We start from the raw sequence: 26,888 nt of genomic DNA on the forward strand, positions 1-26,888 counted from the left end.
CAGCGACCGGACCACCGCCGCGAGCCGCCCCTGCGCCACCGTGGCCCCGGCCCCGACGGCGACCCGCAGATCGTGCACGTTCAGCCGGGCGTAGCTGGCGTCGTAGGACTGCCGCCGCCAGTGCGAGGAGCTGGTCAGACCGGCGTAGAGCCCCGTGCCGAGGCCGATCATCACGGCGATCGCGACCACGAGCAGCAGGCGCTGACGCAGCTCGCGCAGCGACCAGCGCCACCACAGCCCCGTCGATGCCATCCGTCCGCCGCCCGACTACCCGGTCACCAGCGCGTACCCGGTCACCAGCGCGTACCCGGTCACCAGCGCGTACCCGGTCACCAGCGCGTACCCGGTCACCAGCGCGTACCCGGTCACCAGCGCAGCTCCGCGACCGGCACCTGGCCGCCGGGCGGCGGGCCGTCGTGGACGATGCGCCCGCCGGACAGTTCGATCACCCGGTCCGCAATCCGGGCGATCTCCCGGTTGTGGGTGACGACGAGAACGGTCCGGCCCTGGGCGGACTGGTCGCGCAGCAGCTCCAGGATGCGCACGCCGGTGGTGACGTCCAACTCGCCGGTCGGCTCGTCGGCCAGCAGGATCGGGTTGCCGGTGGCGATGGCGCGGGCGATCGCCACCCGCTGCTGCTCCCCGCCGGAGAGCTGGTGGGGGAAGTGTGCAGCGCGCTCGGCGAGTCCCACCCCGGCCAGCACCTCGTCGGTGACCTCGCCGGCTCGGTCCCGCCCGGCGACGTCCGCGCCGAAGCGGACGTTCTCCCGCGCGGTGAGCGCCGGGAACAGGTTGAACGACTGGAACACGAAGCTGACCGCCCGGCGGCGGACCTCCCGCCGAGTCCGCCGGGACGCGCGGGTGACATCGACGCCGTCGAGCCGCACCGTCCCGGTGGTGGGGGTGTCCAACGTGCCGATCAGGTTGAGCAGCGTCGTCTTGCCGCAGCCCGACGGCCCGAGGATCACCAGCAGGCCGCGGGCGCCGACCCGCAGGGTGACGTCCGCGAGCGCCGTGACGCCGGTCGCCGCGCCGTCGTACCGCTTTCCGACGCCGACCAGGTCGATGCGCACCGCCTCGGCCGTCCCGGTCTCGTCGGCCGACCCGGTTTCCCGATCCGCCGGGCCGCCGGGCAACGCCACGCTCGGCCCCCTGTCGTCGCGATCCCCGGGCTCCGGTCGCGCCGGGCTCGAGCCAGTATCGGCGCGGCCGGCACGGCGTCGGGGGAACCGGCCGGCGGCCGGATTGCGCGCGCCGCCGGGCAACGCCCCACGAATGCGGTGGCATCCACCGGGGCCCGCCGTCGGGCACGGCGGACCCCGGTGGATGGTGGTCCGGCGGCGGCGCCGCGCATCCGCCGGCGCCCCTGGCGGATGGGGGTGATGCGGCGGCCGCCACCGGTGGGGGAGTGGTCGGCGGACGGGGATGGTCAGGGCGGGGGCTGTCGGGGGGCGAGGGTCGTCGGGGTGAGGGAAAGGGTGGCTGCCCGCCGGTGGGCGCCATGGCGGACCCGCTCGCCGGTGGGGGTTCCGGGGGGTCGGACGCCGGCGCTGGGATGTCGGCGGGCAGCCAGTCTGAGGGGCGGCCGATCCGGTGGTGGGCGGCCGGTCCTGCGGGGGAGGCGGGTCTGGTGGGTGAGGCGGGTCCTGCGGGGGAGGCGGGTCTGGTGGGTGAGCCGTTCCGGTGGGGGTGGTGCCTCCGGCGCGGGGATCTGGCGGGCTGCCCGCCGTGAGGGGTGCGGCGGGCAGCCCGCAGGTCCGACGCGGTGGGACCGGCGTTGGTCCGGCCCGCGCGGCCGTCGTGCGAGCCCGCCGCGGTCCGCCCTCCGCGGACCGCGGCGGGCCCGGCTAGCGGGCGGGGTGGCTGTGGTGGGGACGCGGTTGCGTGCCGCGGAACCGTTCGGAGCCGCCCTCGCGCTGGCGGACCAGCGGCAGGGCGCTGCCGTGCACCGTGCGGAAGCCGGTCGGGCGCCGGTCGGTGGCTGCATCGTCCACGCCGGCGTCCAGGTCATCGATGGCGTGGGCGCGGACGGCCACCAGGATCTGGTCCCAGATCGTCTGCGGCAGCCGGTTCTCCCGCATGGTCCCGAGATGGCGGAATCGGACGATCACCTCGTCCGGCAGGCCGCGGGCGACCTGGCCGCTGCCGGCTCCCCAGGAGGTCCAGCCGAGGGGCCCGTCGTGTGGGGTCAACCGGTCGAACACGCCGGTGCGGACGTCGTGGACAAACGGCGCCCACAGCGCGACGGGAATCCGGACCTCGCGGATCCGCCCGGCGTAGCGGTACCGGACGACCACGTCCGTATGCTGGCTGGCGAACTTCAGCCCGGGGGCGCAGGCCGGCCGCCGCCAACGCAGCGGCGGTTCCCCCGCGGTCCTGCCCGTACAGTCGCCCTGGCCCACCCGCCCGTCCATGGGTTCGTCTCCCGTCCTGGCCAGTCCGCCCGCGGCAACGGTCCACCGGGGGCCGCACGCGGCCCATCGGGAGCCCGCTGTGGGGGTGGGAGATGTGGTGGTCGGGCCCGTGCCGGTGGAGGACCGGCGTACGCAGACCCGGTGTGTGCGCTCGGTGCTGGTGCCCGGCGTGCGGGCAGGGTCCGGGAGAGGACCGGTGCGTGCGGTGCCCGTGGCCCTCTCCCGGTGTGCCTCACCGCCCATGAAGACCCGCGCGGCGATCCGCCCATCGCAGTGGGTGATCGAGTGCGGGCGGGGCAGCCACCCTCGGCGGAATCCGACATCCCAGGAGGAGGATCCCGTTGACATCATCAGGTGTCCTCCTCGCCTCGGTAGCTGGGAAGCGGGCTGCGCGTCCGCCGGTGGACACATCACACCGTGCTGGGCGTATCTGGGACAGAGTGCAACGAGCCGTTGCGGCCGCACGCATATTCGTTGCGCCTGATCGGCGGCTTCGGTCTTCGCCGGAGACAGGAACGCCGTGTCCGGCGGGTGATTACACACCGTCGTTGCCGGGCCGACCGCCGTCGGGGTTCTCTCGCCGCGAGTGGCGAGGATCGCCGACCAGCTCCGTCTACCTGTGGCGGCAATGCTGATGCCTGCCTGCGCATATCCAGCCTACGAAAGTTCCGCGCAATTGGCATTGATCAAAGATGGTCTGTTTTGTTGTCGGGCGAGAATTGACTACCTGTGCCGCTGCCGTTGTGCGTGGGCAGTGGATATCAATGTGGCTTGACTGTCGGAAGATTCCGGCGTGGGTGGCGGTTGGGCTGTAGTCCGACCGGTGTGATATTGGGAAAACCGCCCCTGCCGTCGTTCCGGTGACCGCCCGCCGGAACGTGTCTGACCTCCGCGCCCGCCCTCGACGGCCCGCCGCCGACGCCCCACCTGCGGCGCCCGACCGCCGGTGGCGTGGCTTGCCGAAACCTTACCTCGAAAGGACGGCCACTTCCGGGGCGCTGAATCGCCGTCACGGCAGCTCGGCGTCATCCGGCGGTTCGGCGCCATCCCCGAGTAGGGCGCCATCCCGAGTAGAGCGAAAGAAAGAGAGTCGGCGGGCAGGCTGGACGGGTCCGGCGGTTTCGCGCCGGACCCGGAGGTTCACCAGGTCAGCACGAGCCGGCCGCGGACGCCGCCCTTCTCCAGGAGGCGATGGGCCTCGGCGGCCTGCTCGGCCGGAATGGCCTTCGCCACCCGCAGGGTGAGGGCGCCCTCCTCGACGAGCTGGCGCAGCCGGTCGAGCTTGGCCTGCTCGCGCGCGTAGGAACGCACCCACACCTGGTGAACCGTGATGCCACGCTCGGTCTCGCCCTGGAACGGGCGGACGGCGGCGAACCCGCCGCCGTCGCGGATCGCGCCGAGCAGGGCGTCGTTCTGGATCGAACCGTCCGCCAGCCCGTCCACCCCACCGGGTACCGCCGCCCGGATCCGCTGCGCGACGTCGTCGCCGCGGCGCACCACGATGTCGGCGCCGAGCCCCCGCACTAGCTCGGTGTCCGCCTCGGAGGCGTCGGCGACGACCCGCAGCCCGTCGGCCTTGGCGAGCTGGACGGTGTAGCCGCCGAAGCAGCCGGCCGCTCCCGTCACCGCCAGCGTCTGGCCGGGAGTGAGGCCCAGCAGGTCGAGCGCCAGCCGCGCGGTGAGCCCGTTCATCGGCAGCGTCGACGCGGCCACGTCGCCGACGCCCGCGGGGACCCGCGCGACGGACTCGGCCGGCACCACCACCTGCTCGGCGTAACCGCCGTTCGACGCGGCGGGAACGACGATCGCCATCACGTGGTCGCCGATCGCGAGATCCGTCGACACCCCCTCGCCGATCTCGTCGAGGACGCCGGCGACGTCCATCCCCGGCACGTAGGGCGGCGCCCATTTCGACAGCCATTTCGCCCGGTCACCGCTGCGGGTGAAGGTGTCCGTTGGACTCACGGTGGCGGCGGCGGACCGGATCCGGACCTCGCCCGGCCCGGCATGCCGCTCGGGCACGTCCACGATGCGCAGGGCCTCCGGCCCGCCGAACTCGACCACTCCCACGGCTCTCATGACAGATGACACTAACGCCGCCCTCCCCCTCGCCGCGCCTGGAATGTGCGCGGACGACCCGCGTGCGGCGGCGCAGTCGGGTCGACGCATTCTGCCGCCGAAGGGGGCGGATGAACAGCCCAGGCAGGACGCATTATGGTCGACTCGGTACTCTTGCCGACATGGGGGTGGATCTCGGCTCCGATCGGTCGCGGCTCCGGATCGACCGGACCGCGGGAGCGGTGCTGCAGGCGCAGCGGGATATCTCCGGATGGCTGGACGTCCGCCGCGGAGATGACCGGTTCCTCCGCTTTGGAAATCATTTCCGGATACTCGACGGGGTGCTGGGCGGGATGCTCGCCGCCCTGGCCGGCCGGGTCGTTTCCCTGCGGGAGCTGGGCGACAGTGGCGCGCGCTACGACGGCTGCCGGTCGGTGGAGACGATGCTGACCGTCGTGCGGCGCACGTTCGACTGGTATCGCGAACGATATGACCAGCGGCTCGACGAGCGGCTGGGCCCGATTCTGCTGGCCGCCGACGAACTCGTCCGCTCGTGCTGGTCGCAGCCGTTCGCGGCGATGGGGCGGCCCGCGCCGACCGGGCCGCTCGCCTACGTCGACCCGCGTTTCAACGCCTTCGCCGTCACCCGGTCGAGCGTGCCGGCGTCGCTGCGTCCGCCGGCCCGCACCGACGCGGTGGACGAGGCCGTCCGCGCCCTGCTGCGCGAGCTGCCGATCCCGGCGATCGCCCTGCCGGAATGGGCCACGCGCCAGGCGTGGTGGCTGGCCCCGGCGGCCCACGAGACCGGCCACCACGTCCAGCGGGACCTGGTGCCGGGCCTGCCCGACCTGACCCGCGCCGCGCTGGACCACGCGGTGCGCGCAGCCTCGGGCGGCGACGCGGAGCTCGCCGCCCGGTGGTCGGGCTGGCAGGCGGAGCTCTTCGCCGACGCCTTCTCCGCCGTCATGATCGCCGACGCGGCGGCGTGGGCGGTCGACGAGCTCGAACACGCCGCGCCCGCCCGCCTGGCCGGGCTGTCCCCACCCGGCCACCCGTACCCGCCGCCGCTGGTCCGCCGCGCGCTGCTCGGCGAACTCGTCCGCCGCGTCCGCGGCGAGCACCCGGCCGCACACCAGCCCGCCCCCATGGCCGTCTCGGCTCCGGCCGCCCCCGCACCGCCGGCTGGCAAGCCCATGGGCGTGCTGACGGCGGTCGCCGATGCCGAGGCATGGCTGGCGGCGGGCACGGACGCCGCCGCGCCGGCCGCGGCCGAGCTCCGCCGGCACCTGGCCGTCGTGCCCGCCGCCGCCGACGCCCTGCTCGCCCTGCCGATCGGCGCCACCACGCTGCTCGCTGCCGCCGGCAACGACCCGGCCTGGTTCGACCCCGGTGGCCGGATCGCGAGCTGGACGAGGGCCCTGCGCAGCGACCCGGTGTCGATCAGCCCGCACGCCCGCCAGTCCCGCCCAGCCGCGCGCCTGGCCGTGCAGGCCGGCGTCGCCGCGCACCTCGCCGCCGCCGCCGGGCACCTCCTGGCCGCCGACGGGCACCTCGTCGCCGCCGACGGGCAACTCGACGCCCTGCACCGCCGGCTCGCCGCGTTGCTGCGCACCTGCGGCGAACCGGGGGTCCTCGCCGCCCCGCCCCCGCCCGGCGACGTGGCCGCCCTCGCCATCCGTCTGACCACGTGGTTGCTCGCCCGCGGCGAGGCCCTGTCCGTCGAGGCCGAGATGAAGGTTCGTTGACGATGACGGGATTCCGGCGGGGTGAACTGACGGACGGGGGATCCGCCGCGCCGCCCGGGACCCCGGCGGACGGCGGATTCCCGGTCGGAGGTGCGTGCGTGACGGCCCTGGAACCCTCACCCCTGGCCGGGGCGCGGTGAGAATCCCCCGGGTCCTCGTCGACGTCGAGGACCGTGGGGACGGTTGGACCGTGCACGTGCGGGGCGCGGGGATCACCGCGCGGTACGAGATGGCCGCAGTGGTGGTCACCGACGTCGACGGGCTGCCGCGGCGGGTGCCTGCCTGGCGGGGGGTGGAACCACCGGGTCCGCCTGCGCTGCCCGTGCCCGCCGTGCCCGCTACGCCCGCCGTGCCCGCTACGCCCGCCGTGCCCGCTACGCCCGGCGGGACCGCTACGCCCGACGGGACCGCTACGCCCGACGGGACCGCCGTGCCCGGCGGGGCCGACGGGACCGCCACGCCCGATGAGGCCGACGGGGCCATCGCGCCCGATGGGGCCGCCGCGTGGGATCCGTTGCCCGGCGTCGGTGTCGTTTCGGGGTCGCAGCTCGCCGCGGGGCCGCGGCCTGGGCCCGTGCCGTCTCGTCCGGCTCCGTGGCGGGGCCGGGAGAGGGGGCCGAGGGCGGGCGCGCACCAGGATCCTCGTCCCGGTCACGTCCACCTTGCGGGTCACCCCGACCGTTCGGGCGGCTGGATGCCCCCGCCACGGTCCGCGCTCGGTGCGGGCCCGCCGTCCGGACCGGACGGGGCGGACCCGGCACTGGCGGCGGTGTGCGCCGGCGACCAGGGCGAGATCTCCGGCCTGCTGGCCCGGATCGCCGGCCGGGACCTGCGCGACGGCGACGCCGAGCTCTACGGCCGGTGGCTGTTCGAGTGCCTGCTCGCGCCGGTGTGGCAACGCCTGCTCGCCGCGCCCGCCGTGCGCGCCGCCCGGGGGGTGGAGCTCGCGTTGCGCTGGCCGGCGGACGACACGGCGCTGGCCGGCCTGGTGTGGGAGGCGATGCACGACGGGGAGGCGCCGCTCGCCGGGCATCCCCGGGCGCTCGTCGCCGTCACCCGGGTGGTGCCCGCGGCGACCCCGGCCCCGGTGACGATCCGGCGGGTGCCGAGGGTGCTGTTCGTCGCCGGCTCCGCCCTCGATGACGCGGTGATCCGCCCGGGGGCGATGTTCATGGGCCTGATGCGCGCCTTCGAGGCGGAGGGCCTGTGCGTCTCGCGGGCGATGACGAACGCGACGCTCGCCGACCTCGGCGAGGCGTGTGCGCGGTTCGCGCCGGACGTCGTCCACCTGGTCGCGCACGGCGACGTTGACGAGCACCGCGGGGTCCTGCGCGTCGCTGACTCCGGCGAACCGGACGGGTTCCGCTTCGTCGACGGCGAGACCCTGGCGCTCGCGCTGCGCGGCCCGGCGGGGATGCCGGTGGCGGTCATCCTGAGCGCCTGCGGCAGCGCCCGCCCCGCCGGCCAGGACGCGGGCGGCCAGGACGCGGGCGGTCCCGGCGACGGGCCGGCTGGAATCACCGACGCGCTTCCGGACGCGGCTCGGGCCGCCGGGCGGTCGCTCGCGGCCGAGCTCGCCCTGCGTGGCGTGCCGATCGTCGTCGCGATGTCCGGTGAGGTCAGCGAGCAGGCGAGCCGGATGTTCACCCGCCGGTTCGTGCGGGCGGTGCAGCAGGGCGCGTCGGTGGTCGACGCGGCCGCGGCTGGCCGGCGCGCGGCGCTGCTGCGGGGTGACCCACCGAGCCGGTACCTCGACTGGGCGATGCCGACCCTCGTCCTCGCCGAGAACGTGCCCCCGGACCTGCGGGTGGTCGACCCGGCGCCGGTGCTCGGGCTGCGCCGGGCCGCCGAGAGCCTGGGGCTGCGCCAGGCGCCGGTGTTCATCGGTCACGACACGGTGCTCGCCGCGACCGAGGCGTTGGCCGCCCCGGCAGCCGAAACCTGCCCCGGGTTCGTCGCCGTGGTGGCCGAGGGCCCGATCAGCGGCCTGGGCGGCAGCCGGCTGCTGCGTGAGGTCGGGCTGCGCCTGCTGCGGACGGGGCATCTGCCGCTGCTCGTCGGGCCCTTCGGTGACGGCGCTGCGCCGACGGACCTGCGTGCGGTCGTCAGCCAGGTGCTCGAGAAGGCAATCATGATCGCCGAGGTGCTGGGCATCGATCCGCCGCCGCTGACCGTCCTCGACGCCGATCCGGACTCGCGGCTCGCGGCCACCGTCAGCCCGCAGGCGTTCCTCGGCGTCAACGTCGAGGAACGGTTCGACCTGCTCAACGATGCGGTCGCGGAGTTCGCCGCCGGGACGGCCCCGCTGCGCGGACCCGGGCTGCGTCACCGCCTCGCCCGAGACCTGGGCGCGCTCGCCGACGCGGCCGCGGCCGCCGGCGAGCCGTTCGGCGCGACGACGCGGGTGGTCGTGCTCGGTGACGAGGTGCATCGGTGGGTCGGCGCGCTACGGCCGCTGCTGGCGATGATCCGCCGCGACGGGCTGGGTAGCCCGGACCGGCCGATCCCCGTGGTCGTCACCGCCTCCCTGCTGGCGGAGGAGGGAATTTTTCTCAAGCAGTTCCGGGACGGGCAGGCCGGGCAGCCCGGCTTCGTCTTTCCGGAGCTGGCCCCGATGCCTCGGGCGAGCGCCATACTGGGCTATCAGTGGGTGCTCCTCCACCCGTGGCAACGGCGGTATCCATTCGTCTACACGGCCGCGCGGAACGCGTCACGGGTGAAAATCGAAGAAAGCCTCGCTCACTTGAACGGCATACCCACCGCTGTCCGCAAGGACCTGTACCTGCTCGCCGAGATTCTCACGACCCTCGAAACCTTCGTCGCCGCCGACGACGAGGGAGCCATGCGCGCCTACGAGGAGCAGTTCCGGTGAGGTCGTCGTCGCCGCCTCCGCCATCCCCGTTGCCCGGTCGCCCCGCCGGGGCGACCGGCCATGACGGCGATCCCACCGAGAGCGGGCCGCCCGACGTCGGCGCACTGCTCGCGCGGGCGCGCGCGGCGACCCTGACAGCGTTCGAGTCGACCCGGCTGTGCCGGTTGGCGCTGGTGCCCGAGTGGACGGACGCCACCGCCACCCTGTTCGGCCTCGTGGCCGCCGACGAGCTGGCGGCGCTGCTCGCGCAGCTCGACGAGGCCGGCCTGATCGAGCGGCGGCGTGCCCTCGGCCCACGCCGGACGATCCGCCAGGTGTTCTGGCTGCGAGCCTCCCGGCGCGACGAGGTCGGCCGCCACCTGCGCGGCCTCGGTCTCGACGTCGACGCTGAGGTCGACGCGCTCAGCGACGTCATCGCGGCGGCGACCGAGGCGTCCGCGGGAGAGCTCGCCCGCGAGTTCGCGCCCTGGCTGGAGGTCGCCGTCCAGCACCGCCGCGACCGCTCCGGGTCCAGCCTGTTCCAGCGGGTCGACGGTCTCGTCACCGTCGCCGCACCCGCCCGCCCGGCCGGTGCCCGCGTCGACCCGGCCGCGGGGCTGGCCGCCGCAACCCGCCTCGTGGCCGCGGCGCGGACGATCGGCGCGGTCTGCGGGGGCACGCTCGCCGAGGCGGCCCGCCGCGCCGGCTGGCGGCTCGACCGCGCCCACCGCGACGCCCAGGACGCCGAATACCTGCGCGATTACCAGAACCGGGCCGAAGCCGAGGACGCGCTCGGCGAGCTGCTCGCCGAGGACGGGCCGGGCACGCAGTGGGCGGTCCACCTGCTCGGCACCGGTGGCATCGGCAAGACGATGGTGCTGCGCTACCTCGCCTCGGGCGCGTACGCGGCCGCGCGGGGCCTCGCGTCGTTCCCCGTCGCGCGCGTCGACTTCGACCATCTCGATCCTCGCTACCCCGAGCAGCGGCCCGCGGAGGTGCTGCTCGCCCTCGCCGACGAGCTCGCCGGCTACGGACCCAGCCGCGGCTGGTACCACTCGTACCGGCGCTTCCGCGACGCGGCGAACGCACTGCACGAGCAGCTCGGCCGCGCCGGCCCCGACCCCTCGCCCGCCGAGCAGGCCGCAGATCGGGCCGCGGAGCAGGTCTATGGTTCGGCGGTCTACCCGGACCACGGCCCGGTCCGGTCGACCGCGGGCGCGCTGCGGGCCGCCGCCGCGCAGACGATCCGGGCGCTGTTCGACGAAGTCGTCCGCGCGTTCGCCCGGGTGCTGCGAGAACTGGGCCGGCCGCGCGTCGTCCTCGTGCTCGACACCTGCGAGGAACTCGCCAAGCTCTACGCCCCGGGCACCGCGGCCCCCGCCATCGACCGCACCTTCGACCTGCTGGAACGCCTGCACGCCGAACTCCCTGGCGTCCGGGTCGTCCTCGCCGGTCGCCGCCCGCTCGTCCTCCCGCCCGACGAGAGGCAACGTGCCGGCGGACCCGTCCTGCTGGCCCGCGAGTACGTCCGGGTGGTCCCGGTCGCCGGTTTCACCGCGGTCGAGGCCCACCGCTACCTCGACGCGCCGCGCTCCGAGCCGGACGCCGGACTCGACGACATGAACCTGGACTCGACCTCCCAGGCAACCGTCCTGCCCTCCCAGGCAACCGTCCTGCCCGGTCGCCGGCGCGGGAGCGCGTTGCGCGCCGCGCTACTGGAACGGGCCCGGATGCCTCCCACGCCGGCGGGCGAGGTCCGTTACAACCCGTTCGAGCTCGCCGCCTACCGGGAGTGGATCGCCCGCGAGCCCGACCTCGACCCGGCCGTGCTGCGTGCCGCCGGTGACCCGCTGGTGGAACGGCGCATCATCGCCCGCCTCGCCGACGACAACGCCCGCGGCGCCCTCGCCATCGCCGCCGAGCTCGGCCGCTTCGACCTCGGCATGATCAGCCCCGCATTGCGCCGGGCCGGCCTCGACCCGCAGGCCGCGTTCGACGGCCTCGCCGCTCAGGAGTGGACCCACGTCCGCGCGCTGGGTTCCCGGGGCGAACCGCTGGTGATCGAGGTCGACGAGCACCTGCGCGACCGCATCCGGGTCGCCGTCGCCGCCGAGCCCGACCGCTACCCGCTCGACCGTGCCGGGCTCGGCCGGGACGCGGCCGCCCTGGTCACCGCCGGCCCGCTGGCGGCGGTCACCGCCGAGGCCGTCGAGACCGCGGTGCGGCTGCTACCGGTCGCGGACGCCGGTCTCTTCTGGGCCGCCCTGGAGGAGCGTATCGTCGCGTCCGGCGAATGGGGCTGGGCCGGCCAGGTCTGCGTGCGTGCCGCCGCCGTCGAACGCCTGCGCGCCGACGGCCCCGCGCCATCCCCGACGCCGCGCCCTTCTGACGCGCCGGCCCCGAGCCCGTCCAACCCGACGATCCTGGCAGCGGTCCTCGCCACCCAGGCCGCTGCACGCATCCACACGGGGCAGCGCACCGGGTCCCGGGCCCTCTGGGCCGGGGTGCTCGACCAGGCACCCCGCCACCCCTTCGCCGAGCAGGGACGCGTCCTGCGAGCCAGGGCCGTGCTCGGGCTGTTGACTGCCGGGAGCGCGTCCTCGCCGATCGACACGACCGCAGTGACGACCACCGCCGCGATCCTCGCCCGGCCCGCAGACAGCCGGGCGACCCGGTCCACCGATCCCCGCGAGTCTCCCGGTGGGTTTGTCGTGGACGCCCTCGACGCCGTTCCGGTCGGGTCACTGCTCGCGGCTGCGGAAGCGGTCGCGGAAGGCGAGCTGCCCGACGTCGGCCCGGTGGGGAACTGGGACCGGTTCGGCACCGGCCACGCCGGCCCCGGCGATCCGGCTGTCGGGGCACTGCTCGGCGCTGCGCGCAGCGCACCGGAAGCGGGCGATCCCACGGTCGAGCTTGTCACCGAACTGGTCGAGACCATCCTGACGTTACGCCTGTCCGCCACCGCTGGCGGGTCGCCGGACGGACTGCTCGCGGCGATCGAGCGGTTCGAGCCCGCAGCCGCCCGGCAGTGGGCCGACTGGGCGGCCCCTCCCGGCCTCGTCGACCGCGCCCATCTCGCCGTGCTGCTGCTGCGCGCCCGCGGGGTTCCACCGGCCGAGCCGCCCGACCTGCCTGCCCACTGGCTGGCCGAGATCCTCGGGCGCACCGGGGACATCGATGCTGAGCGGCGCGTCGCCGCGGCCGTCCACCTGACCCTCGAGCATCGGGTGATCCCTCGCGGCACGCTCGAACGCTTCGACGACCGTCTCGGGTACGTGGCCGGGCGGCACCCGACGAGCTGGCTGCATCGTCAGATCCGCCCGCTCGCGGTCGAGGTCGCCGACGCGTGGGCGCTGCTCGACGAGCCGCACCGGGCCGCCGAGATCATCGCAGAGTATCGCGAGGCGGCCCGGGCGGAGGGCGACGACCTCGCCGCCGTCGAGCAGTGCGAGTTGGCTCTGCTGGCGCTGTGCCGCCGTTACCGGACCACCGAGTTCAGCCCGTCGATCCGCCAGCTCGCGCGGGCGGGTTCCGTATCAGTGCGGGCCGAGGCGTGGCTGGTGCTGGCCCTGGTCAATGGGCAACTGCCGGACAGTCCCGCGGAGGCGGGTAGCTGGCACGCCTGGTGGCGCTGCCAGGACCACGAGTCGTTGACGCGCCGGGCGCGGTCGGGTTCGCCCGTCGTCTTGGCTGCTCCGCCGTCGGTCGACGAACCGGGTCTACCCTCGGGCACGAGCGTCGTGGATCGCATCGAGTGGGGGACGCTGGGCTTCGGAGCGGCCGGGTTGACCGACGAAGTCCGCCGGGAGCTTGACCGGCTCACCGACCCGCAGACGCGGCTATGCGGTGCCGCGTTGGTCCGGGACTCGCAAGGCCCGCCGTCCTCGCCCCAGCGCACCCGCCAGCCGCCTACGGTCGGCGACCCGGTCGCCCGGGCGCTGTCCGCGCTGCCGCCGCTGGCCGGCGCCCGCGCGGCGATGGCGGTCGCCGAGGTCCTCGGCCCGCGGCTGCCCGCGCACGCCGTCGCGCTACTGGAACGTCCGTCCGATCTTGAGCCGCGTTCCGTGGCGGACTGGCTGCGGGACACCGGCGACGAGTTCGGCGCCCAGGCCGCGGCCGTGCTCGGCGCCCGTCTGCGCCAGCGTGCTGGGCTGGCAAGCGCCCCGCAGACGGTCCCCTCGCGGCTGGTCGCCTGGCCGGGTTGGTTCGAACGCTTCGAGCCGGTGCAGGCTGGGTTGACTCCGGGGCCGGCCCGGTGGGAGCGCCGACCCACGGCCGGCTCGGGGGATGCGTTTCGACTGTCCCTGCCGCTCGAACTGTCCGCGACCGTGGTGCAGCCGCTCCCTTGGCGCGACCCGGTCGCCGCTGCCGTCCGTGACGACGCGGTTGACGCGGTCGACGGGGACGACGCGGTCGACGGGAACGACGCGGTCGACATGGTCGATCTCGAGGATCTCGAGCCCGACAGGTCGGCCATTCCGCTACGGCCGTCCGAATCGGCGGTGGCGAGCCGTAGTCCCCGGCGACGGGCGCGCATCGTGGTCGGGGCGGTCGCGGCGGTGCTGCTGGTCGTGGCCGTGACGGGACTGATCGTCGTGTTCTCGCGGTCCGGGCACACGGTCCGGACGGGCGAGGGCACCTCATGGTGGGACGGGGACGTGGTGCTGCCCGCCCTGCTGATCCCCGGCATCCTGCTCGCACTGGCGTCGGTGGCGACGATATCCGCTCGGGCTCCCGGCAGGCTCTCGGCAATGCGTGTGTCGCTGCGCCCGGGGCGCCGCCGTTCGGGTGGGCGTCGGCGCCGCAACGACGGCCCCGCTGCGCCGGATCGCCTCCGCCTGCGGGTCGACGCGCCGATCGAGGTCCGGGAAGGCCGTTACACGGCCATTCCCGTGCCCCCACGCCAGACGAAGTTCCTCGTCACCACAGTTCCGGCCTGGCTCTGGTCGTCCTGGTCGGGCCGGCCGCGGCCGCTGATCGACCGCGTCCTGCCCGCCCGGCCGTTGTGGCGGTTCGACGGGCAGCGGGCGACGTTCGTGCGCCGGCGTCGCTGGCGTGCCCGGGAGCGGCGAAGTCTGTGGCTGATCCCGCTCGTGGTCGAGGACGAGGCGCGGGGTGTGGACTGGGAGCGGCGGCTCGCCGCGGCCGCGCCGCCGCAGTCCGCCCGCACGCTCGTCTTCGCGCGCTTCGGGTCGGGAAGCCTTCGGTCGGCTGCCGGCCGGCCCAGCCTGCCGACGTCGGTGGGTGCCTTCCGCGGCCCGCGCCATCTGCGGCCCGACGATGCTGGACCCGCCTCGACCGTCATCGCGCAGGCGATCGGTACCCCGGTGCACACCATGTCCGGGCTGCGGCTGCGGGTGAGCGACGACGACGGAGCCGGCCTGTCCGCGGCAGGTGACGAGACGCTGGTGGGGATCGAGGATCTCGATGTCGCCGGCATCCCTCTCACCGTGCTGCAGGCCGACCCGGTGGACGGCGCGGCGGCGCCGCTGGGCGAGGACCGGGCCGGCTTCGTCGACCTGGCCATCGCCGCGCTCGACGCGGGGACCTCGGCGGTGCTCGTGATTCCGCCGCTGCCCGACGAGCTCGCGGCCGCGGTCGGCGCGGCCGTGCGCGAGACGGTCGACCTCGCGCTGCAGGGCAGGCTCGGCCGCGACGGCCGGCTCCTGGCACCGGCCTTCGCGGCCCGTCGGGTCAAGGACCTGATCTACGAGGCGGCCGCCGGCGACGCCGTCACCCCCAACGACGCTGCCACCCCCGGCGACGCCGTCACCTCCGACGATCCAGGTGGGTCCGCGGCGTCCCGGATCGGCCCGGGCGTCTCGATCGCCATTGCCACCGACGATTCCCGCCCCGGCGATGACGTCCTGCTGTTCCTGCGCTGAGGGCACCCGCGATCGGCATCCCGCGATCGGCATCCTGCGAGTGGCACCCTGCGAGTGGCATTCCGCGACTCGGATCAGGGGATGGCGCCGGCTCCCCTTCCGCCGGGTCGGGCCGGCGCCGTCAGACGGCGAGCAGGTCGGCGAGGGTGAGGGCGGCGAGGGCGGGGTCGTCGCGGGCGGGCAGCAGGGCGATGACCTCGTCGGCGACGGTGGCGTCCGGGTCGCCGAAGGCGGCCTGCTCGGGGCCGGCGTCCAGGGCGGCGGCGATCGCGGCGGCGATCCGGGGGCGGTCGGACTCGACGTAGTCGGCGGACGTCCAGGCCAGGGTGACGGCCTCGGCGCGGTGGTCGGCGAACGCCCCCGCCCGCCCGTGTGTCCGCGCCAGCCGGGCCTGGGCGATCAGCGCCGTCATCGCCGGCGACAGCCAGACGTCATGCTCGGCGCGGGTCTCGACCCGCACGACCAGGTAGTCGACCCCGGTCAGCCGCCGCTCCCCGCCGCCGGAACCGCCTGGCCCGCCGGAACCGCCTGGCCCGCCGGAACCGCCTGGCCCGCCGGAACCGCCTGGCCCGCCGGAACCGCCTGGCCCGCCGCGGACGGCGAGGCGGCCGTCGGCGCCGATCGTGAGCTCACCGGGCAGCGAGCCCGGCGGGGCGTTCACGACCGCGAGGTGGCCCGCCTGCACCGGCTGGCCGCCGCCACCTGGGCTGATCATCGCGTAGTGGACGCCGAGGACCGGTTTGTCGCCGGCCGCGCCGATCAGCGAGTCCAGGCCGGTGGAGATCGCGTTCGCCACCGACGCCGCGGTCGCCAGGGGCGGCCCGAGCAGCTCGGCGAAACCGGCGACGAACGAGGCGGCCGTGCCCAGCGGACCCGTCTGGGTCGCCTGGTAGACCGCCGCCTCGATCTCCACGGTGCCGCCGTTGAACGGCAGCAGCGGGGTGATGGGGAAATCAAGCTGGTCGCCGGGCACCGCCCAGGCGGCGGCCGGCCGCGAGAACGTCGTGAACGCAACCGGCGCGCCGGCGCCGAACGTCAGCGACGCGCCGGCATGCAGCACCGGAAAGCGGTCGTTTTCCCAGCTCCGTGCCTTCGCGAGGAAACCTTCGGCGAGCCACAGCCGCAGATAGCCCTGCGCCGGCCAGATCGGCGCCGATCCCGGCGCGGGTAGAAAACACGTCGTCACATGCTCGGCGTCCGCGGCGAAGCCGCTTTTTATCCGTNCCCACAATCCCCCCGCCACATCGCGCAGCCTACCGTGGGCGGAAATCCCGCGGCCCGGTGCCGGAATCGGCGTGATGAGCCGGGCCGCCCGTGGTCAGGGGCCGTCCACCGGGCGGAAGACGGCGACGGTGAAGTCCCCGCCGGGCAGCTCGGTGAACTCCGCCCGCACCCGCAGGCCGCAGCGCACCTCCGCGGGGTCGATGCCGACGATCCGGGCGGGCAGGCGCAGGCCGGCCTGCTCGTCGAGTTCGACGAGAGCCACCACGTAGGGCAGGTTGTCGAGATAGCCGGGCACGGTCGCCCGGTGCTGGACGATGAACGAGTAGACGGCGCCGGTGCCGGCGACGTCGGTGAACCGGGTCGGCCCCGCGCACCGCCGGCACCGTTCGAGCGGTGGTTGCAGCCACAGCCCGCAGTGCTCGCAGCGGCACATGGCCAGCCGGCCCTCGGCCAGGGCCGCCCAGAAGGGCGCGGTCACCGCGTCCGGCACCGGCTGCGGCGGAAGGCTGAGCGGATCGGCCCCCACGCTCGGGCGCTCCTCGTGCGTCGTGGTCATGCCGCCGCCGTTCCGTAGACGAGGGCGCCACCGAAGGGGCCCGCCCCGGAGGTGACCAGCGCCGTCTCGGCGCCGCTCACCTGGCGGTCCCCGGCGTCCCCGCGCAGTTGCAGGACCGCCTCGTAATGGTGGTTCAGGCCGTGGATGTAGCCCTCGGACAGCAGGCCGCCGTGCGGGTTGACGACGACGTCGCCGCCGTAGGTGGCCCGGCCGGCCCGGAAGTAGTCGCCGACCTCGCCCTTGGCGCAGAACCCGAAGTCCTCGAAGGTCGCCATCACGGTGAACGTGAAGCAGTCGTACATGCAGGCGACGTCGATGTCGGCGGGGCGCAGGCCGGTGCGCGACCACAGCCGGGGCGCGGTGTCCCGGGAGTACATGCAGCTCAGGTCGTCCCACTGGTCGACCGAGCCGCCGAAGCGATTGCTGTCGGCCGCGCCGAGCAGGTGGACGGGACGGTGCGGCAGGTCCGCGGCCCGCTCGGCGCTGGTCACCACGATCGCCACCGCGCCGTCGATCTCGTAACAGCAGTCGAACAGCCGGAACGGCTCGCTGATCCACCGGCTGTTCAGGTAGTCGTCGAGGGTGATGGGGGAGCGGGCCACCGCGTGCGGGTTGCGCACCGCGTGGTCGCGTTCCTGCACCGCGATGGCGCCCAGGTCCGCCGCGGTGGATCCGTACTCGTACTGGTGGCGACGGCAGAACATCGCGAACCACTGGGGCGGCACGAGGTAGCCGTGCGGCCCCGCGAACTGCCCCTCGCCGTCGACCTCGACCCGTTCCAGCGCCCGGCCGTACCGGGTCTGCGAGCCGAGCACCCGGTAGACGACGACCACCTCCGCCTGGCCGGTCAGCACCGCTGCGGCGGCCCCCGCGACGGTCGAGGTGACGATGTTGCCGCCGCCCAGGACGCTCAGGCTCCACCCGAGGTCGTCGACCCCGATGGCGTGGGCGACCTGACTCGGGCCGGCGCTGTCGCCCGTCGAGTAACAGGTGAAGCCGTCGACGTCCGCGGCGGTGAGCCCACAGTCGGCGAGCGCCTCCCGGGCGGCCTGCGCGGCCATCGACAGCGTGGTGCGCCCCGAGGAGCGCACGAACGGCGACCGCCCGATCCCGACGACGGCCGCGCCCCCTAATGAACGACTCACTGTCCCTCCCGCCGCGTTCCCGCGTCCCGACGCAACGCCGAGGCCGCTGCCTCGCCGCGAGTTTCTGACATTGGACTGCCAGAATCGTAGCCGCGTGTGCCGGCGGGGTCCAGCCCTGGTGTCGCCGCGCTGGGCTCAGATCTCCAGGCCCGGCCAGGTCATCGTGATCGAGTGCGGGTGGGGAAGGTCGAGGATCTGAACGAGGTACTGCTGCCCGAAGTTGTTGCTGCGCAGCTCCTCGATCGTCTCCGGCGCCATCGCACCCGTCGCCCCGTACAGGTCGCCCAGTCGCCGCAGGATCACCGCCAGCCGGTACGACGCGTAGACGAGGTGGAAGTCCAGATTCGCGGCGTCGCGGCCGACGAGCTCCTGCCATCGGCGCACGGTCTGCGCCGGGCTGCCGATGCCCGGTAATCGCTCGACGCCGACCGACTCCGTGCTGCTGTAGTCCATGACCGTCCACCAGGCGAGGTCCGATTCGGCGCCGGCCAGGCACACCATGTCCCAGTCGAACACCGCCGCCACGTCGAGCCCGCTGAACATCAGGTTCGGCAGCCGGGAGTCGCCCCAGGCCAGGGCGGTGATGCCGGTGGGGGGGAGGTGCGCGCGCAGCCACCGCTCGGCCGCGGCGATCACCGGATCGACGCGCCCCCGTGCCACCCAGGCCGCCACGTCGAACCAGTGCGCGAGATCCTGCCGCAGGCCGTCGGGGCCGAGGTGCGGACGGTCGAGGAACGCCACCTTCGCCGGATCGACCTGGTGCAGTCGGGCCATGACCTCGACCGCATTGCGCCACAGCACGGCGCGCTCGCTGGGGACCAGGTCGTGCACCCAGCCGGTGGTGTGGAACGGCGGGGTGTCCCCGGGCACGCGACCCTCGACGCGTTCCATGACGAAGAAGGCCTCGCCGAGGACGCCGGTGTCCGTCTCCAGGCCGACGACCGCGGGGACCGGAATGCCCGGCTCGCGGCCCAGCACCCGGTACATCTCGGCGTGGACGGTGAGGTCGGCGTCCTTGTAGAGGAAGTCGGGGGAGTTGACCCGCACGACGTAGCCCGCCGAGCGGGCCACCCCGGCCTCGGTCCAGCTCGTCTCGCACAGCAACGTCTCGTTGGCCACCCCGGCGGTCCTGGGTAGCGTCACCTCGGTGACGTGCAGATCGGACCGGTGCGGCAGGGCCGTCGAAAACCAGGACTCCAGCGCCTGCCGCGTCTTTTCCGGATCGCGCTGACGGTCCCGGGTCGGCAGCCCGGATTCGATGTAGCTGGCGTTCGTCAACTCCGGCAACGTGTCCTCCTCGCGGCGGGACGAATACGTGCCCGGCGGGATTTCTCGCCGAGCACCACAAAGGAGCCACCGGCGCCCGCGGATGTCGCGCCGGACGCGGAACGTCCGCCGTTCGACTGGTCGCGGGAACGGTCATCACCTGCGCCGACCGGCGGGCGGCGGGATCGCGGCGGACCCGACGGTCGGCGATGATGCCGACGCACTGTATGGCAGTGAACTGTCAGAGTCAATGCCTGATCGTCGATGCGTCGGGGCTCGGGTTACCCGGCCCTGACCTCGGCAGAGGGCTGCTGATCCGAACCCTTGCGCGACGGGTTGGGATGATCCATAGTCTGGTCAGTCCGAGTCCGGTCCTCTCGTCGACCATGGCAGTCAAATGCCAGAAAGAGATCGACGGGTGGTGATCCGGCACGCCTTCACGGCTGGCCAGTGGTGCCTGTCGGTCAGTATTGGGGAAACAGGAGGTGCGCCGCGATGCCGCCGGTCGATTCCTCGCCGCAGCCGTTCACGGTCCGCACGGATCAGGCCGTTCTCGACGATCTGGGTGACCGGTTGCGGCGCACCCGCTGGACCGATCAGATTCCCGGGACGGGCTGGGAGTACGGCACCGATCTGGCCTACCTGCGGGACCTGTGTGAATACTGGGGAGACGGTTTCGACTGGCGGGCCGCCGAGGCCCGGATCAATCGGTGGCCGCACGTTCTGACCACGGTCGACGGGACGCCCATCCATGCCATTCACGCCCGGTCGCCGCATCCCGGCGCCGTTCCGCTGCTGCTCATCCACGGCTGGCCCGGATCGGTCATCGAGTTCCTCGACGTCATCGACCGGTTGGCGGACCCGCCGGCCTACGGCGGCGACCCGGCCGAGGCGTTCCACGTGGTCTGCCCGTCCCTGCCGGGATACGGCTGGTCCGGGCCGACCCGCGAGGGTGGCTGGCACATCCGTCGGGTGGCCGACGCACTCGTCGAGCTGATGGCCCGACTGGGCTATCCGCGTTTCGCCGCCCAAGGCGGCGACTGGGGTGGGATCGCCGCCAGCCTCCTGGGCGCGCACCATCCGGACCGGCTGCTGGCCATCCATCTCAACCTGGTCCTGGCGCCGCCGCCCGACGAGGCCATGATGGCGGCGCTGAGCGCCGCCGAGCGCGCCGCGCTGGAGAGGGTCGTGCGGTTCACCCAGACCGAGACCGGCTATCAGGCCATCCAGGGCACCAAGCCGCAGACGCTGGCCCACGGCCTGGCCGATTCGCCCGCGGGCCTGGCCGGCTGGATCGTCGAGAAGTTCCGGGCGTGGAGCGACTGCGACGGCGACGTGGAGAAGGCGATCAGCCGCGACGATCTGCTCACCAACATCACCACCTACTGGGTCACCGGCACGATCGGTTCGTCGGTGCGCCTCTACCGCGAGTCGATGCGGGCCGGCCTGTTCGGCCCCCCGGACCGGCCGGTCACCGTGCCGACCGGGGTCGCGGTCTTCCCGCGGGAGATCGTGACGCCGCCCCGGCGCTGCGTCGAGGCGCACTACGACCTGCGCTACTGGAGCGAACTGCCGCGCGGCGGTCACTTCGCCGCCCTGGAGCAACCGGAGCTGTTCGCCGAGGACGTCCGAGCGTTCTTCCGCTTACTGCGCGACGGGGCCCATGAGATCGGCTAGCGTCGCGAACTCGGCGGTGACGTAGGACCCGAGGCTGCGGGACGGTGCACCCTGCAGCCAACGCTGCATCGCGCGCTGTTCGGCCAGGATCCCGATCGCGGCCAGCAGCTCGCAGCTTTCGTCGGGCTGCGCGAGGCCGCGCCGCGTGGCGACCGCCCGGGCGACGAGCGCCCGATTGCCCTGCTGGTTGTCGTGTTCCTTGCCGCGCAGCAGGAACGACGAGGCGACGGCGACGTGGTAGAGCCTGATCCGCTCCCGCAGGCGGGCCACGCCGGGCGCGAGCGTGACGAAGGCAGCCCGCATCGCCTGGAACTCGCTCAGCGACTCCGGCTGGGCCAGGTACACGCCGACGAAGGAACGGATGTAGTCGTCCTCGCCGAAGAAGAGCACGGACTCCTTCGTCGCGAAGTAGCGGAAGAAGGTACGGGCGGAGACGCCGGCGCGCGCGGCGACCTGCTCGGTGGAGGTGGACTCGTAGCCCTGCTCGGCGAACAGTTCCAGCGCGGCGTCGACGAGCGCCTGCCGAACCCGGGCCTTGTGCTCGGACCATGCCGCGGGGCGGGCCCGCACCGGCTGCGCGCTACCGCGCACCGGCGTGCCGTCCACCGGGCGTCCCCCCTCGTCTCCGACGACCTCTACCAGGCGGCGACCTCTACCAGGCGGCGACCTGCTACCGGCGACGACCTGATGCCCGGCAAGCGGCGGGCTGGCCTGCCCTGTGGCCGCCGGCCCGGCGTTCACCACCCCGGCCGCGGAGCCCGGCGCGCAGGCGGGCTAGCCGGCCCGCAGGTCCGAACGCTCGACGTAGACGTAGCCCACGTCGCCGTCCCAGTCGCAGGACGCCCAGTTGATAGCGTACGCCCGCCCGGGGGAGGCAACGCCGTAGGGAAGGCCGCCGGCAAACGTGGTCCACAGCCCGGTCCGGGTGGTGGCGGTCAGCTCCAGGCGCCGATCCTGCCAGGCGAGGCCGAAGGGCAGCACCTCCCCGCTGGCGACCAGCCCGTCGAGCCGGGGCACGTCGACCACCCGGACATGTGTCAGTGCGCCGGCCTCGACGACGTAGCCGCCCTCCAGCGTCACCGTCCCATTGGTCGACCAGTAGCGGGACAGCCCGAACGCGCGGCCGCTGCCCGGGAACAGGCAGCCGGCGATGACGTGCCCGCCCCAGCCGTTGACCGAGTCGTCCCCGCGGGGGCCGCGGGAGTGGTCGCGCCAGCCGGTGCCGTCGAAGGCGACCTCGCGCCGGCCCCACCGCACCGTGCCGCGGGCCCGGTAGAGCTGCTCGTAGTGCTCCTTCGCCCACTGCTGCTGGTCCATGCCGCCGCGGCCGGTCGCCGCCGCGGCCGCGGTGTGCGCGTCCCAGACGGGTGTCGCGCACTCGATCTCCAGGTCGAGCTGCAGGCGGACCTTCTCGCCGTCGCGGACGAGGCCGGTGCGCATGCTCTCCTGCGGCGTGCGCAGGCAGAAGCCGTCGAAGGTGACCCGCCAGCGCCGGAACGGCTGCAGGCACTCGAAGCGCAGGTTGGCACCGGCCGGGCGGCGGGCCGGATCGGTGCGGTGGTACGCCCACATCGACAGCACGCCCTCGCCGTCCGGCAACGTGACGAGCGCGCGGTCCTCCCACAGCTCCCAGGCGTCGGCCACGGTGCCCAGATGCAGCCACATGCCGATGTTGTGGGTCGGGTCGTAGGGGGTGAACAACAGGTTCTCGGTCCAGGCCGGCACGGGTGGGCAGGACGCGACGACCTGCTCGCGCTCCGGCGGCAGGCCGGCGGACAGATCGGCGGACAGATCGGCGACGCGCGGCTCGCCGCGCAGGGTGCTCATCGGGAACCTCGGGTGGAAGCGCGGGGCGCCGACGGAGGTGTGGTGGCCACGCGTCCGCACGCTATCCGTTCGCCGCAGCGGAGTCCTGCGAATTCTGGCAGAAGACTGCCAGATTCCGTTCGTGCGAGCCCTGGGACCTCGGGTGAGGTCGACCGGCGCGCGGGTCGACCCGGCTGACTCGTTGTCGTGCTCCGGTGGCACTTCCGTGCCGGTTTCGGGGCTGGCGATCACACAACGGGATGGCACCATGACAGATGTCCGTCACCGGTTGGGCCGCCGATGTGCCCCCCGGGCCGCTGGGAGCGCCTGGGAGCGCATGGGACCGCTGAGACCTCCGACGTGGATCCCGCCCGACCTCGGATGCGGGCGTAACCCGTTGAAGCTAGGGTGATTCGCGAGGATCATCCCGATTCGGGAGGGCTGGGCTGGTGACGGTGGAACCGGACGAGGGTGGCGGGGAGTCCGAGGTCGGGCCGTGGTGGAGGTCCCTGGCCGAGGAGCATCCGTCGATCGATCTGAAGACGGACCAGCCGCATACGGCCCGCATCTACGACTACTTCCTCGGCGGGAAGGACAACTTCCCCGCCGACCGGGTGGCTGCGGAGCAGGCGAGCGCCGCCTTCCCGAACGCCTCCCTCGCGGCCCGGCAGAACCGCGCGTTCATGGTGCGGGCGATCCGCCACCTCGCCGGCGAGGCCGGGATCCGGCAGTTCCTCGACGTCGGCACCGGCATCCCCACCAGCCCGAACGTGCACGAGATCGCCCAGGCCGTCACCCCACAGGCGCGGGTCGTCTACACGGACAATGATCCGATCGTCCTGGCCCACGCCCGCGCGCTGCTGGCCAGTACCCCCCAGGGCCGGACCGCCTACCTCGACGCCGATCTCCACGACCCACAGAGCATCCTGGCCGCTCCCGAGCTGCGCGAGACCCTCGATCTGAGCCAGCCCGTCGCCCTGTCGATGATCGCGGTGTTCCACTTCGTTCCGGACTCGGACGATCCGCATGGCATCATCCGCAGTCTCGTCGACGCGCTGCCGTCGGGCAGTTACCTGATCCTCACCAACGGCACCGCCGACCACGACCCGGCCACGCAGGACCTCGCCGTCGCCTACGAGAAACAGGGGATCACCGTGCGGCTGCGCAGCCGCACCGAGGTCGAAGGTCTGTTCGGCGGGCTGGAGCTGATCGATCCGGGCGTCGAGCTGGTCCACCGCTGGCGCCCGGCCGCCCCCGACCCGCCCGGCCTCACCGACGCCCAGGTCAGCGTGTACGGCGGAATCGCCCGGAAGCCGTAGCCTCCCCGCGGACTTCGACGGCGCTCGGAGGCACTCCATGGCGCTCGGTGGCGATTGATGGAGCCGCGGGGGCCTGAGCCACACCGCTGGGGGAAACCCTGTAGGTATGCAGCACGTCGTGGTCGGGGTCGACACCGGGGATGCCGCTCCCGCCGCGCTCGGCTCGGCGGCCGACCTCGCCGCGCGGCTGGACGCCGAGCTCGACGTCGTCCACGTCCAGCCCCTCAGCCCTGCGCAGATCCGCACGATGGTCTCCACCGTGCCCGGTCGGCACGCGTGCGAGCAGTTCCTCAGAGCCGAGGAGGACGCCCAGACCAGGGTGACCCGCGCGCTGGCGGACCGCACGCTCGCGGCGACCCCCGTGCACTGGCGGTTCCACGTCCGGGCCGGCGATCCCGCGACCGAGCTGCTTGCCGTTGCCGACAGTGTCGATGCCTACGCGATCGTCATCGGCACCCGTCACGGCGGCGTCAGCGTCGCCCTGGAACGGCTGCTCACCGGCTCGGTCTCCCACCGGACGCTCCACTGGACTCGCCGGCCCGTCCTGGTGGTCCCCACAGACGTCGATGACTAGGGCGCGTATCCGGTGGTGATCAGGGGATGGTTGGTGTGAGTCCCTTGGCGCGGTTCGGCGGAACCCCCTTCCAGGCCTCCGGTGCGGAAGATACTGGGGCACGATGTGGGTCTTCCGGAGAGGAGGTTCGGCTGACCGTGCCGTGGCGCCCGCGGCGCGAGCCGATCCCGGCTGACCCGAGGCTGGAACGGTTCAGGCATCGGGTGGCGCGGATCTGGCTTGCCCAGGACGAAGTCGGGTTGCTGCTCGTCCTTCCCGAGGTCTATCGGACGCAGACGGGCGGCGCTCTGTGGTGGCGCCGCTGGTCCGAGGGCCGCCATGGGGCACTGCTGTTTCTGTCCCTGCCACAGTCGGGCCTACCGTTCACGGACACCTTCGTGGCGCCGGACGACCTGGCCGACGAGCTCGACGACTGGGACGCGGGGTGCTTCCGGTTCGTCGGTGAGACCTACGCCTTGCAATGGCTCGGTGACCACGACTCCCGCCGCCTGGCGTCCGAGTGGTTCGGCATGGAGACCCATGCTGGTCCGTCGCCGCCCGTTTCACCCCCCCGCGGCCCTGCCAACCCTGACTCCTGCTGAACGAACGTCCTTGGGACTCACGCGGTGGCGGCCGTGGGGTGGTGGCGGGCGGGGCTGGTGTGGATCGTGGCTGCGGACAGGCGGCGGATGTGGCGCAGCAGGTGCGCCTCGGCGGCGTGGGCGACGTCATGGGCGGCGGCCAGGGTGAGGTCGGGGTCGACGGTGATGTCGGCCTCGGCGCGCAGGGTGTGCCCGATCCAGCGCAGGCGCAGCTCGCGGACGGCCTCGACGCCCTCGGTGTGCAGCAGGGTGTCGGTCGCCTCGGTGACCACGTCCGGGTCGACGGCGTCCATGAGCCGGGCGCCGACGACCCGGACGGCGGACCGCAGGACCCCGAGGATCGCCGCGGTGATCGCCAGGCCGACCACGGGGTCGGCCCAGCGCCACCCCGCGGCGACCCCGGCGGCACCGAACAGGACCGCGAGGCTGGTGAAGCCGTCCGTGCGGGCGTGCAGCCCGTCGGCGACGAGCGCGGCGGAACCGATCTGGTGACCGACGCGGATGCGGTAGCGGGCCACGATCTCGTTGCCGACGAAGCCGACGACCGCGGCCGCGGCGACCGCCCCCAGATGGTCGACGTGCTCGGGGTGGACCAGACGGTAGATCGATGCCCAGGTGGCGAGCGCGCACGACAGCGTGATCATCGCGAGGACGGCGAGGCCGGCGAGATCCTCGGCGCGGCCGAAACCGTAGGTGAACCGGGCCGTGGCCGGACGGCGTGCGACGGCGAACGCGATGAGCAACGGCACGGCGGTCAGCGCGTCGGCGACGTTGTGCAGGGTGTCGCCGAGCAGCGCGACCGACCCGGACAGCGCCACCACCACGGCCTGCAGGCCTGCGGTCGCACCGAGACCGGCCAGGCTGATCAGCAGAGCGCGCCGGCCGGCGGCGTCCGCCTCCAGCGCATCGTCGATCTGGTCGGCGCTGTCATGGCTGTGTCCACCGACCACGTCCGAGATGCCGTCGCGAAGCCGTGCCCACCGCCCGATCGCGCCATGCTCGTGTCCGTCCCGGCGCTCGTGTCCACTCCGGCGCTCGTGATCGTGGCGGTGTCCGCCGTGGTCGTGGCGATGCCCGCCGTGGTCATGGCCAAGACCGGATTCCATGCCCGTACCGTAACCGCAAACGATCAACGCGGCACTGTCGCACCTGCCACCTCATCGCACCGGCCGCCGTGGCGGGTCAACCCTGAGCGGTGGAACGACCTCGCGGTGTGGTAGCGACGTTGCTTTCCGAGACGCCGAGGGCTATACAGGGATTAGCACTCGGTAAGGTCGAGTGCCAACCTCTGGCGCGACGGGTGCCTGGGCCACGACGTGGCCCATCGTTTTCGTTGCTTGGCCCCGCTGGCGGCCGGCACTCCTCCCCGCAGGCATGAGCCTCAGGAGGATTTATCCCCATGTCAAAGATCATTGCCTTCGATGAGGAGGCTCGGCGCGGCCTGGAGCGCGGCATGAACCAGCTGGCCGATGCGGTCAAGGTCACGCTCGGTCCGAAGGGTCGCAACGTCGTTCTGGAGAAGAAGTGGGGCGTTCCCACGATCACCAACGACGGTGTGAGCATCGCCAAGGAGATCGAGCTCGAGGATCCGTACGAGAAGATCGGTGCGGAGCTCGTCAAGGAAGTCGCGAAGAAGACCAACGACGTCGCGGGTGACGGCACCACGACCGCGACGATCCTGGCTCAGGCGCTGGTGCGGGAGGGTCTGCGCAACGTGGCCGCCGGCGCGAACCCGCTGGGCCTGAAGAAGGGCATCGAGGTCGCGGTCGAGCGGGTCTCCGAGGAGC

General features: G+C 73.7%; 18 protein-coding genes and 1 pseudogene. 9 read left to right on the plus strand and 10 right to left on the minus strand.

What is annotated here, in order from left to right; genetic code table 11:
• The 4 genes and pseudogenes from FF36_RS28035 to FF36_RS28055 form a co-directional block, all read right to left on the minus strand.
• Positions 1-252 (minus strand): annotated as a pseudogene (locus FF36_RS28035) (ABC transporter permease); the annotation flags it as partial.
• A 113-nt stretch (positions 253-365) separates the two neighbouring features.
• On the minus strand, positions 366-1,142 hold the full coding sequence (locus FF36_RS28040; protein ID WP_063870326.1) for an ABC transporter ATP-binding protein: 777 nt from the start codon (positions 1,140-1,142) through the stop codon (positions 366-368).
• A 705-nt stretch (positions 1,143-1,847) separates the two neighbouring features.
• Positions 1,848-2,402, minus strand: a complete 555-nt coding sequence (locus FF36_RS28050; protein ID WP_206778488.1) for a hypothetical protein — start codon at positions 2,400-2,402, stop codon at positions 1,848-1,850.
• Positions 2,403-3,554: 1,152 nt separating this feature from the next.
• Positions 3,555-4,493 carry an NADP-dependent oxidoreductase gene (locus tag FF36_RS28055; protein ID WP_044888213.1) on the minus strand — a complete coding sequence of 313 codons (939 nt, stop codon included), beginning with the start codon at positions 4,491-4,493 and terminating at the stop codon, positions 3,555-3,557.
• 161 nt (positions 4,494-4,654) lie between these two features.
• Here FF36_RS28055 and FF36_RS28060 point away from each other — a divergent pair, with 161 nt between their 5' ends.
• The 3 genes from FF36_RS28060 to FF36_RS28070 all read left to right on the plus strand — a co-directional run bounded on the left by FF36_RS28060 (position 4,655) and on the right by FF36_RS28070 (position 14,953).
• Positions 4,655-6,217 (plus strand): hypothetical protein, encoded by a 1,563-nt coding sequence (locus FF36_RS28060; protein ID WP_044888214.1) that lies wholly within the window; start codon positions 4,655-4,657, stop codon positions 6,215-6,217.
• Positions 6,218-6,911: 694 nt separating this feature from the next.
• Entirely contained in the window at positions 6,912-9,089 is a 2,178-nt protein-coding gene (locus tag FF36_RS28065) for a CHAT domain-containing protein (RefSeq protein WP_044888215.1), read from the plus strand.
• Complete coding sequence (locus FF36_RS28070) at positions 9,086-14,953, plus strand: hypothetical protein (protein WP_044888216.1); 5,868 nt, start codon at positions 9,086-9,088, stop codon at positions 14,951-14,953. The genes FF36_RS28065 and FF36_RS28070 overlap by 4 nt, the downstream gene beginning before the upstream one ends.
• Positions 14,954-16,271: 1,318 nt before the next feature.
• On the opposite strand, the gene FF36_RS28080 is transcribed toward FF36_RS28070, so the two are convergent.
• From FF36_RS28080 to FF36_RS28090, 3 genes are all read right to left on the minus strand, one after another.
• Positions 16,272-16,733 carry a Zn-ribbon domain-containing OB-fold protein gene (locus tag FF36_RS28080; protein ID WP_044888218.1) on the minus strand — a complete coding sequence of 154 codons (462 nt, stop codon included), beginning with the start codon at positions 16,731-16,733 and terminating at the stop codon, positions 16,272-16,274.
• Entirely contained in the window at positions 16,730-17,878 is a 1,149-nt protein-coding gene (locus tag FF36_RS28085) for a thiolase C-terminal domain-containing protein (protein ID WP_236705665.1), read from the minus strand. The genes FF36_RS28080 and FF36_RS28085 overlap by 4 nt, the downstream gene beginning before the upstream one ends.
• A 135-nt stretch (positions 17,879-18,013) precedes the next feature.
• Positions 18,014-19,165 carry a phosphotransferase family protein gene (locus FF36_RS28090; protein WP_044888219.1) on the minus strand — a complete coding sequence of 384 codons (1,152 nt, stop codon included), beginning with the start codon at positions 19,163-19,165 and terminating at the stop codon, positions 18,014-18,016.
• A gap of 474 nt (positions 19,166-19,639) precedes the next feature.
• Here FF36_RS28090 and FF36_RS28095 point away from each other — a divergent pair, with 474 nt between their 5' ends.
• The gene (locus tag FF36_RS28095) at positions 19,640-20,821 is read left to right on the plus strand and encodes an epoxide hydrolase family protein (protein ID WP_044888220.1); all 1,182 of its coding nucleotides are present in this window, start codon (positions 19,640-19,642) and stop codon (positions 20,819-20,821) included.
• Here the strand turns inward: FF36_RS28095 and FF36_RS28100 are convergent.
• On the minus strand, positions 20,789-21,427 hold the full coding sequence (locus FF36_RS28100) for a TetR family transcriptional regulator (protein ID WP_199865533.1): 639 nt from the start codon (positions 21,425-21,427) through the stop codon (positions 20,789-20,791). The genes FF36_RS28095 and FF36_RS28100 overlap by 33 nt on opposite strands.
• Before the next feature lie 168 nt (positions 21,428-21,595).
• Positions 21,596-22,648, minus strand: a complete 1,053-nt coding sequence (locus FF36_RS28105) for a hypothetical protein (RefSeq protein ID WP_044888227.1) — start codon at positions 22,646-22,648, stop codon at positions 21,596-21,598.
• Positions 22,649-23,076: 428 nt separating this feature from the next.
• Here FF36_RS28105 and FF36_RS28110 point away from each other — a divergent pair, with 428 nt between their 5' ends.
• From FF36_RS28110 to FF36_RS28120, 3 genes are all read left to right on the plus strand, one after another.
• Positions 23,077-23,946, plus strand: coding sequence for an SAM-dependent methyltransferase (locus FF36_RS28110; RefSeq protein WP_199865534.1), 870 nt, complete (start codon positions 23,077-23,079; stop codon positions 23,944-23,946).
• Between the two features lie 106 nt (positions 23,947-24,052).
• Positions 24,053-24,520: a universal stress protein gene (locus FF36_RS28115; protein WP_044888222.1), complete on the plus strand. Its 468-nt coding sequence runs from the start codon at positions 24,053-24,055 to the stop codon at positions 24,518-24,520.
• Positions 24,521-24,657: 137 nt separating this feature from the next.
• Entirely contained in the window at positions 24,658-25,101 is a 444-nt protein-coding gene (locus tag FF36_RS28120) for a hypothetical protein (protein WP_063897454.1), read from the plus strand.
• 17 nt (positions 25,102-25,118) lie between these two features.
• On the opposite strand, the gene FF36_RS28125 is transcribed toward FF36_RS28120, so the two are convergent.
• The gene (locus FF36_RS28125) at positions 25,119-26,051 is read right to left on the minus strand and encodes a cation diffusion facilitator family transporter (RefSeq protein WP_242422949.1); all 933 of its coding nucleotides are present in this window, start codon (positions 26,049-26,051) and stop codon (positions 25,119-25,121) included.
• A 45-nt stretch (positions 26,052-26,096) separates the two neighbouring features.
• On the opposite strand from FF36_RS28125, the gene FF36_RS36185 reads away from it, so the two are divergent.
• Together FF36_RS36185 and FF36_RS28130 are read left to right on the plus strand one after the other, a co-directional pair.
• On the plus strand, positions 26,097-26,321 hold the full coding sequence (locus FF36_RS36185) for a hypothetical protein (protein WP_173667250.1): 225 nt from the start codon (positions 26,097-26,099) through the stop codon (positions 26,319-26,321).
• A 179-nt stretch (positions 26,322-26,500) separates the two neighbouring features.
• A partial coding sequence (locus FF36_RS28130; RefSeq protein ID WP_044888224.1) for a TCP-1/cpn60 chaperonin family protein occupies positions 26,501-26,888 on the plus strand: 388 nt, incomplete at its 3' end.

The organism is Frankia torreyi (genome assembly GCF_000948395.1).
Classification (GTDB): Bacteria; Actinomycetota; Actinomycetes; order Frankiales; family Frankiaceae; genus Frankia; species Frankia torreyi.

Coding starts and splice junctions, on each gene's coding strand:
- FF36_RS28055 (WP_044888213.1), bottom strand. CDS start 4,493: ATGAGAGCCGTGGGAGTGGTCGAGTTCGGCGGGCCGGAGGCCCTGCGC.
- FF36_RS28060 (WP_044888214.1), top strand. CDS start 4,655: ATGGGGGTGGATCTCGGCTCCGATCGGTCGCGGCTCCGGATCGACCGG.
- FF36_RS28065 (WP_044888215.1), top strand. CDS start 6,912: ATGCCCCCGCCACGGTCCGCGCTCGGTGCGGGCCCGCCGTCCGGACCG.
- FF36_RS28080 (WP_044888218.1), bottom strand. CDS start 16,733: ATGACCACGACGCACGAGGAGCGCCCGAGCGTGGGGGCCGATCCGCTC.
- FF36_RS28095 (WP_044888220.1), top strand. CDS start 19,640: ATGCCGCCGGTCGATTCCTCGCCGCAGCCGTTCACGGTCCGCACGGAT.
- FF36_RS28105 (WP_044888227.1), bottom strand. CDS start 22,648: ATGAGCACCCTGCGCGGCGAGCCGCGCGTCGCCGATCTGTCCGCCGAT.
- FF36_RS28115 (WP_044888222.1), top strand. CDS start 24,053: ATGCAGCACGTCGTGGTCGGGGTCGACACCGGGGATGCCGCTCCCGCC.
- FF36_RS36185 (WP_173667250.1), top strand. CDS start 26,097: ATGCTCGTGTCCGTCCCGGCGCTCGTGTCCACTCCGGCGCTCGTGATC.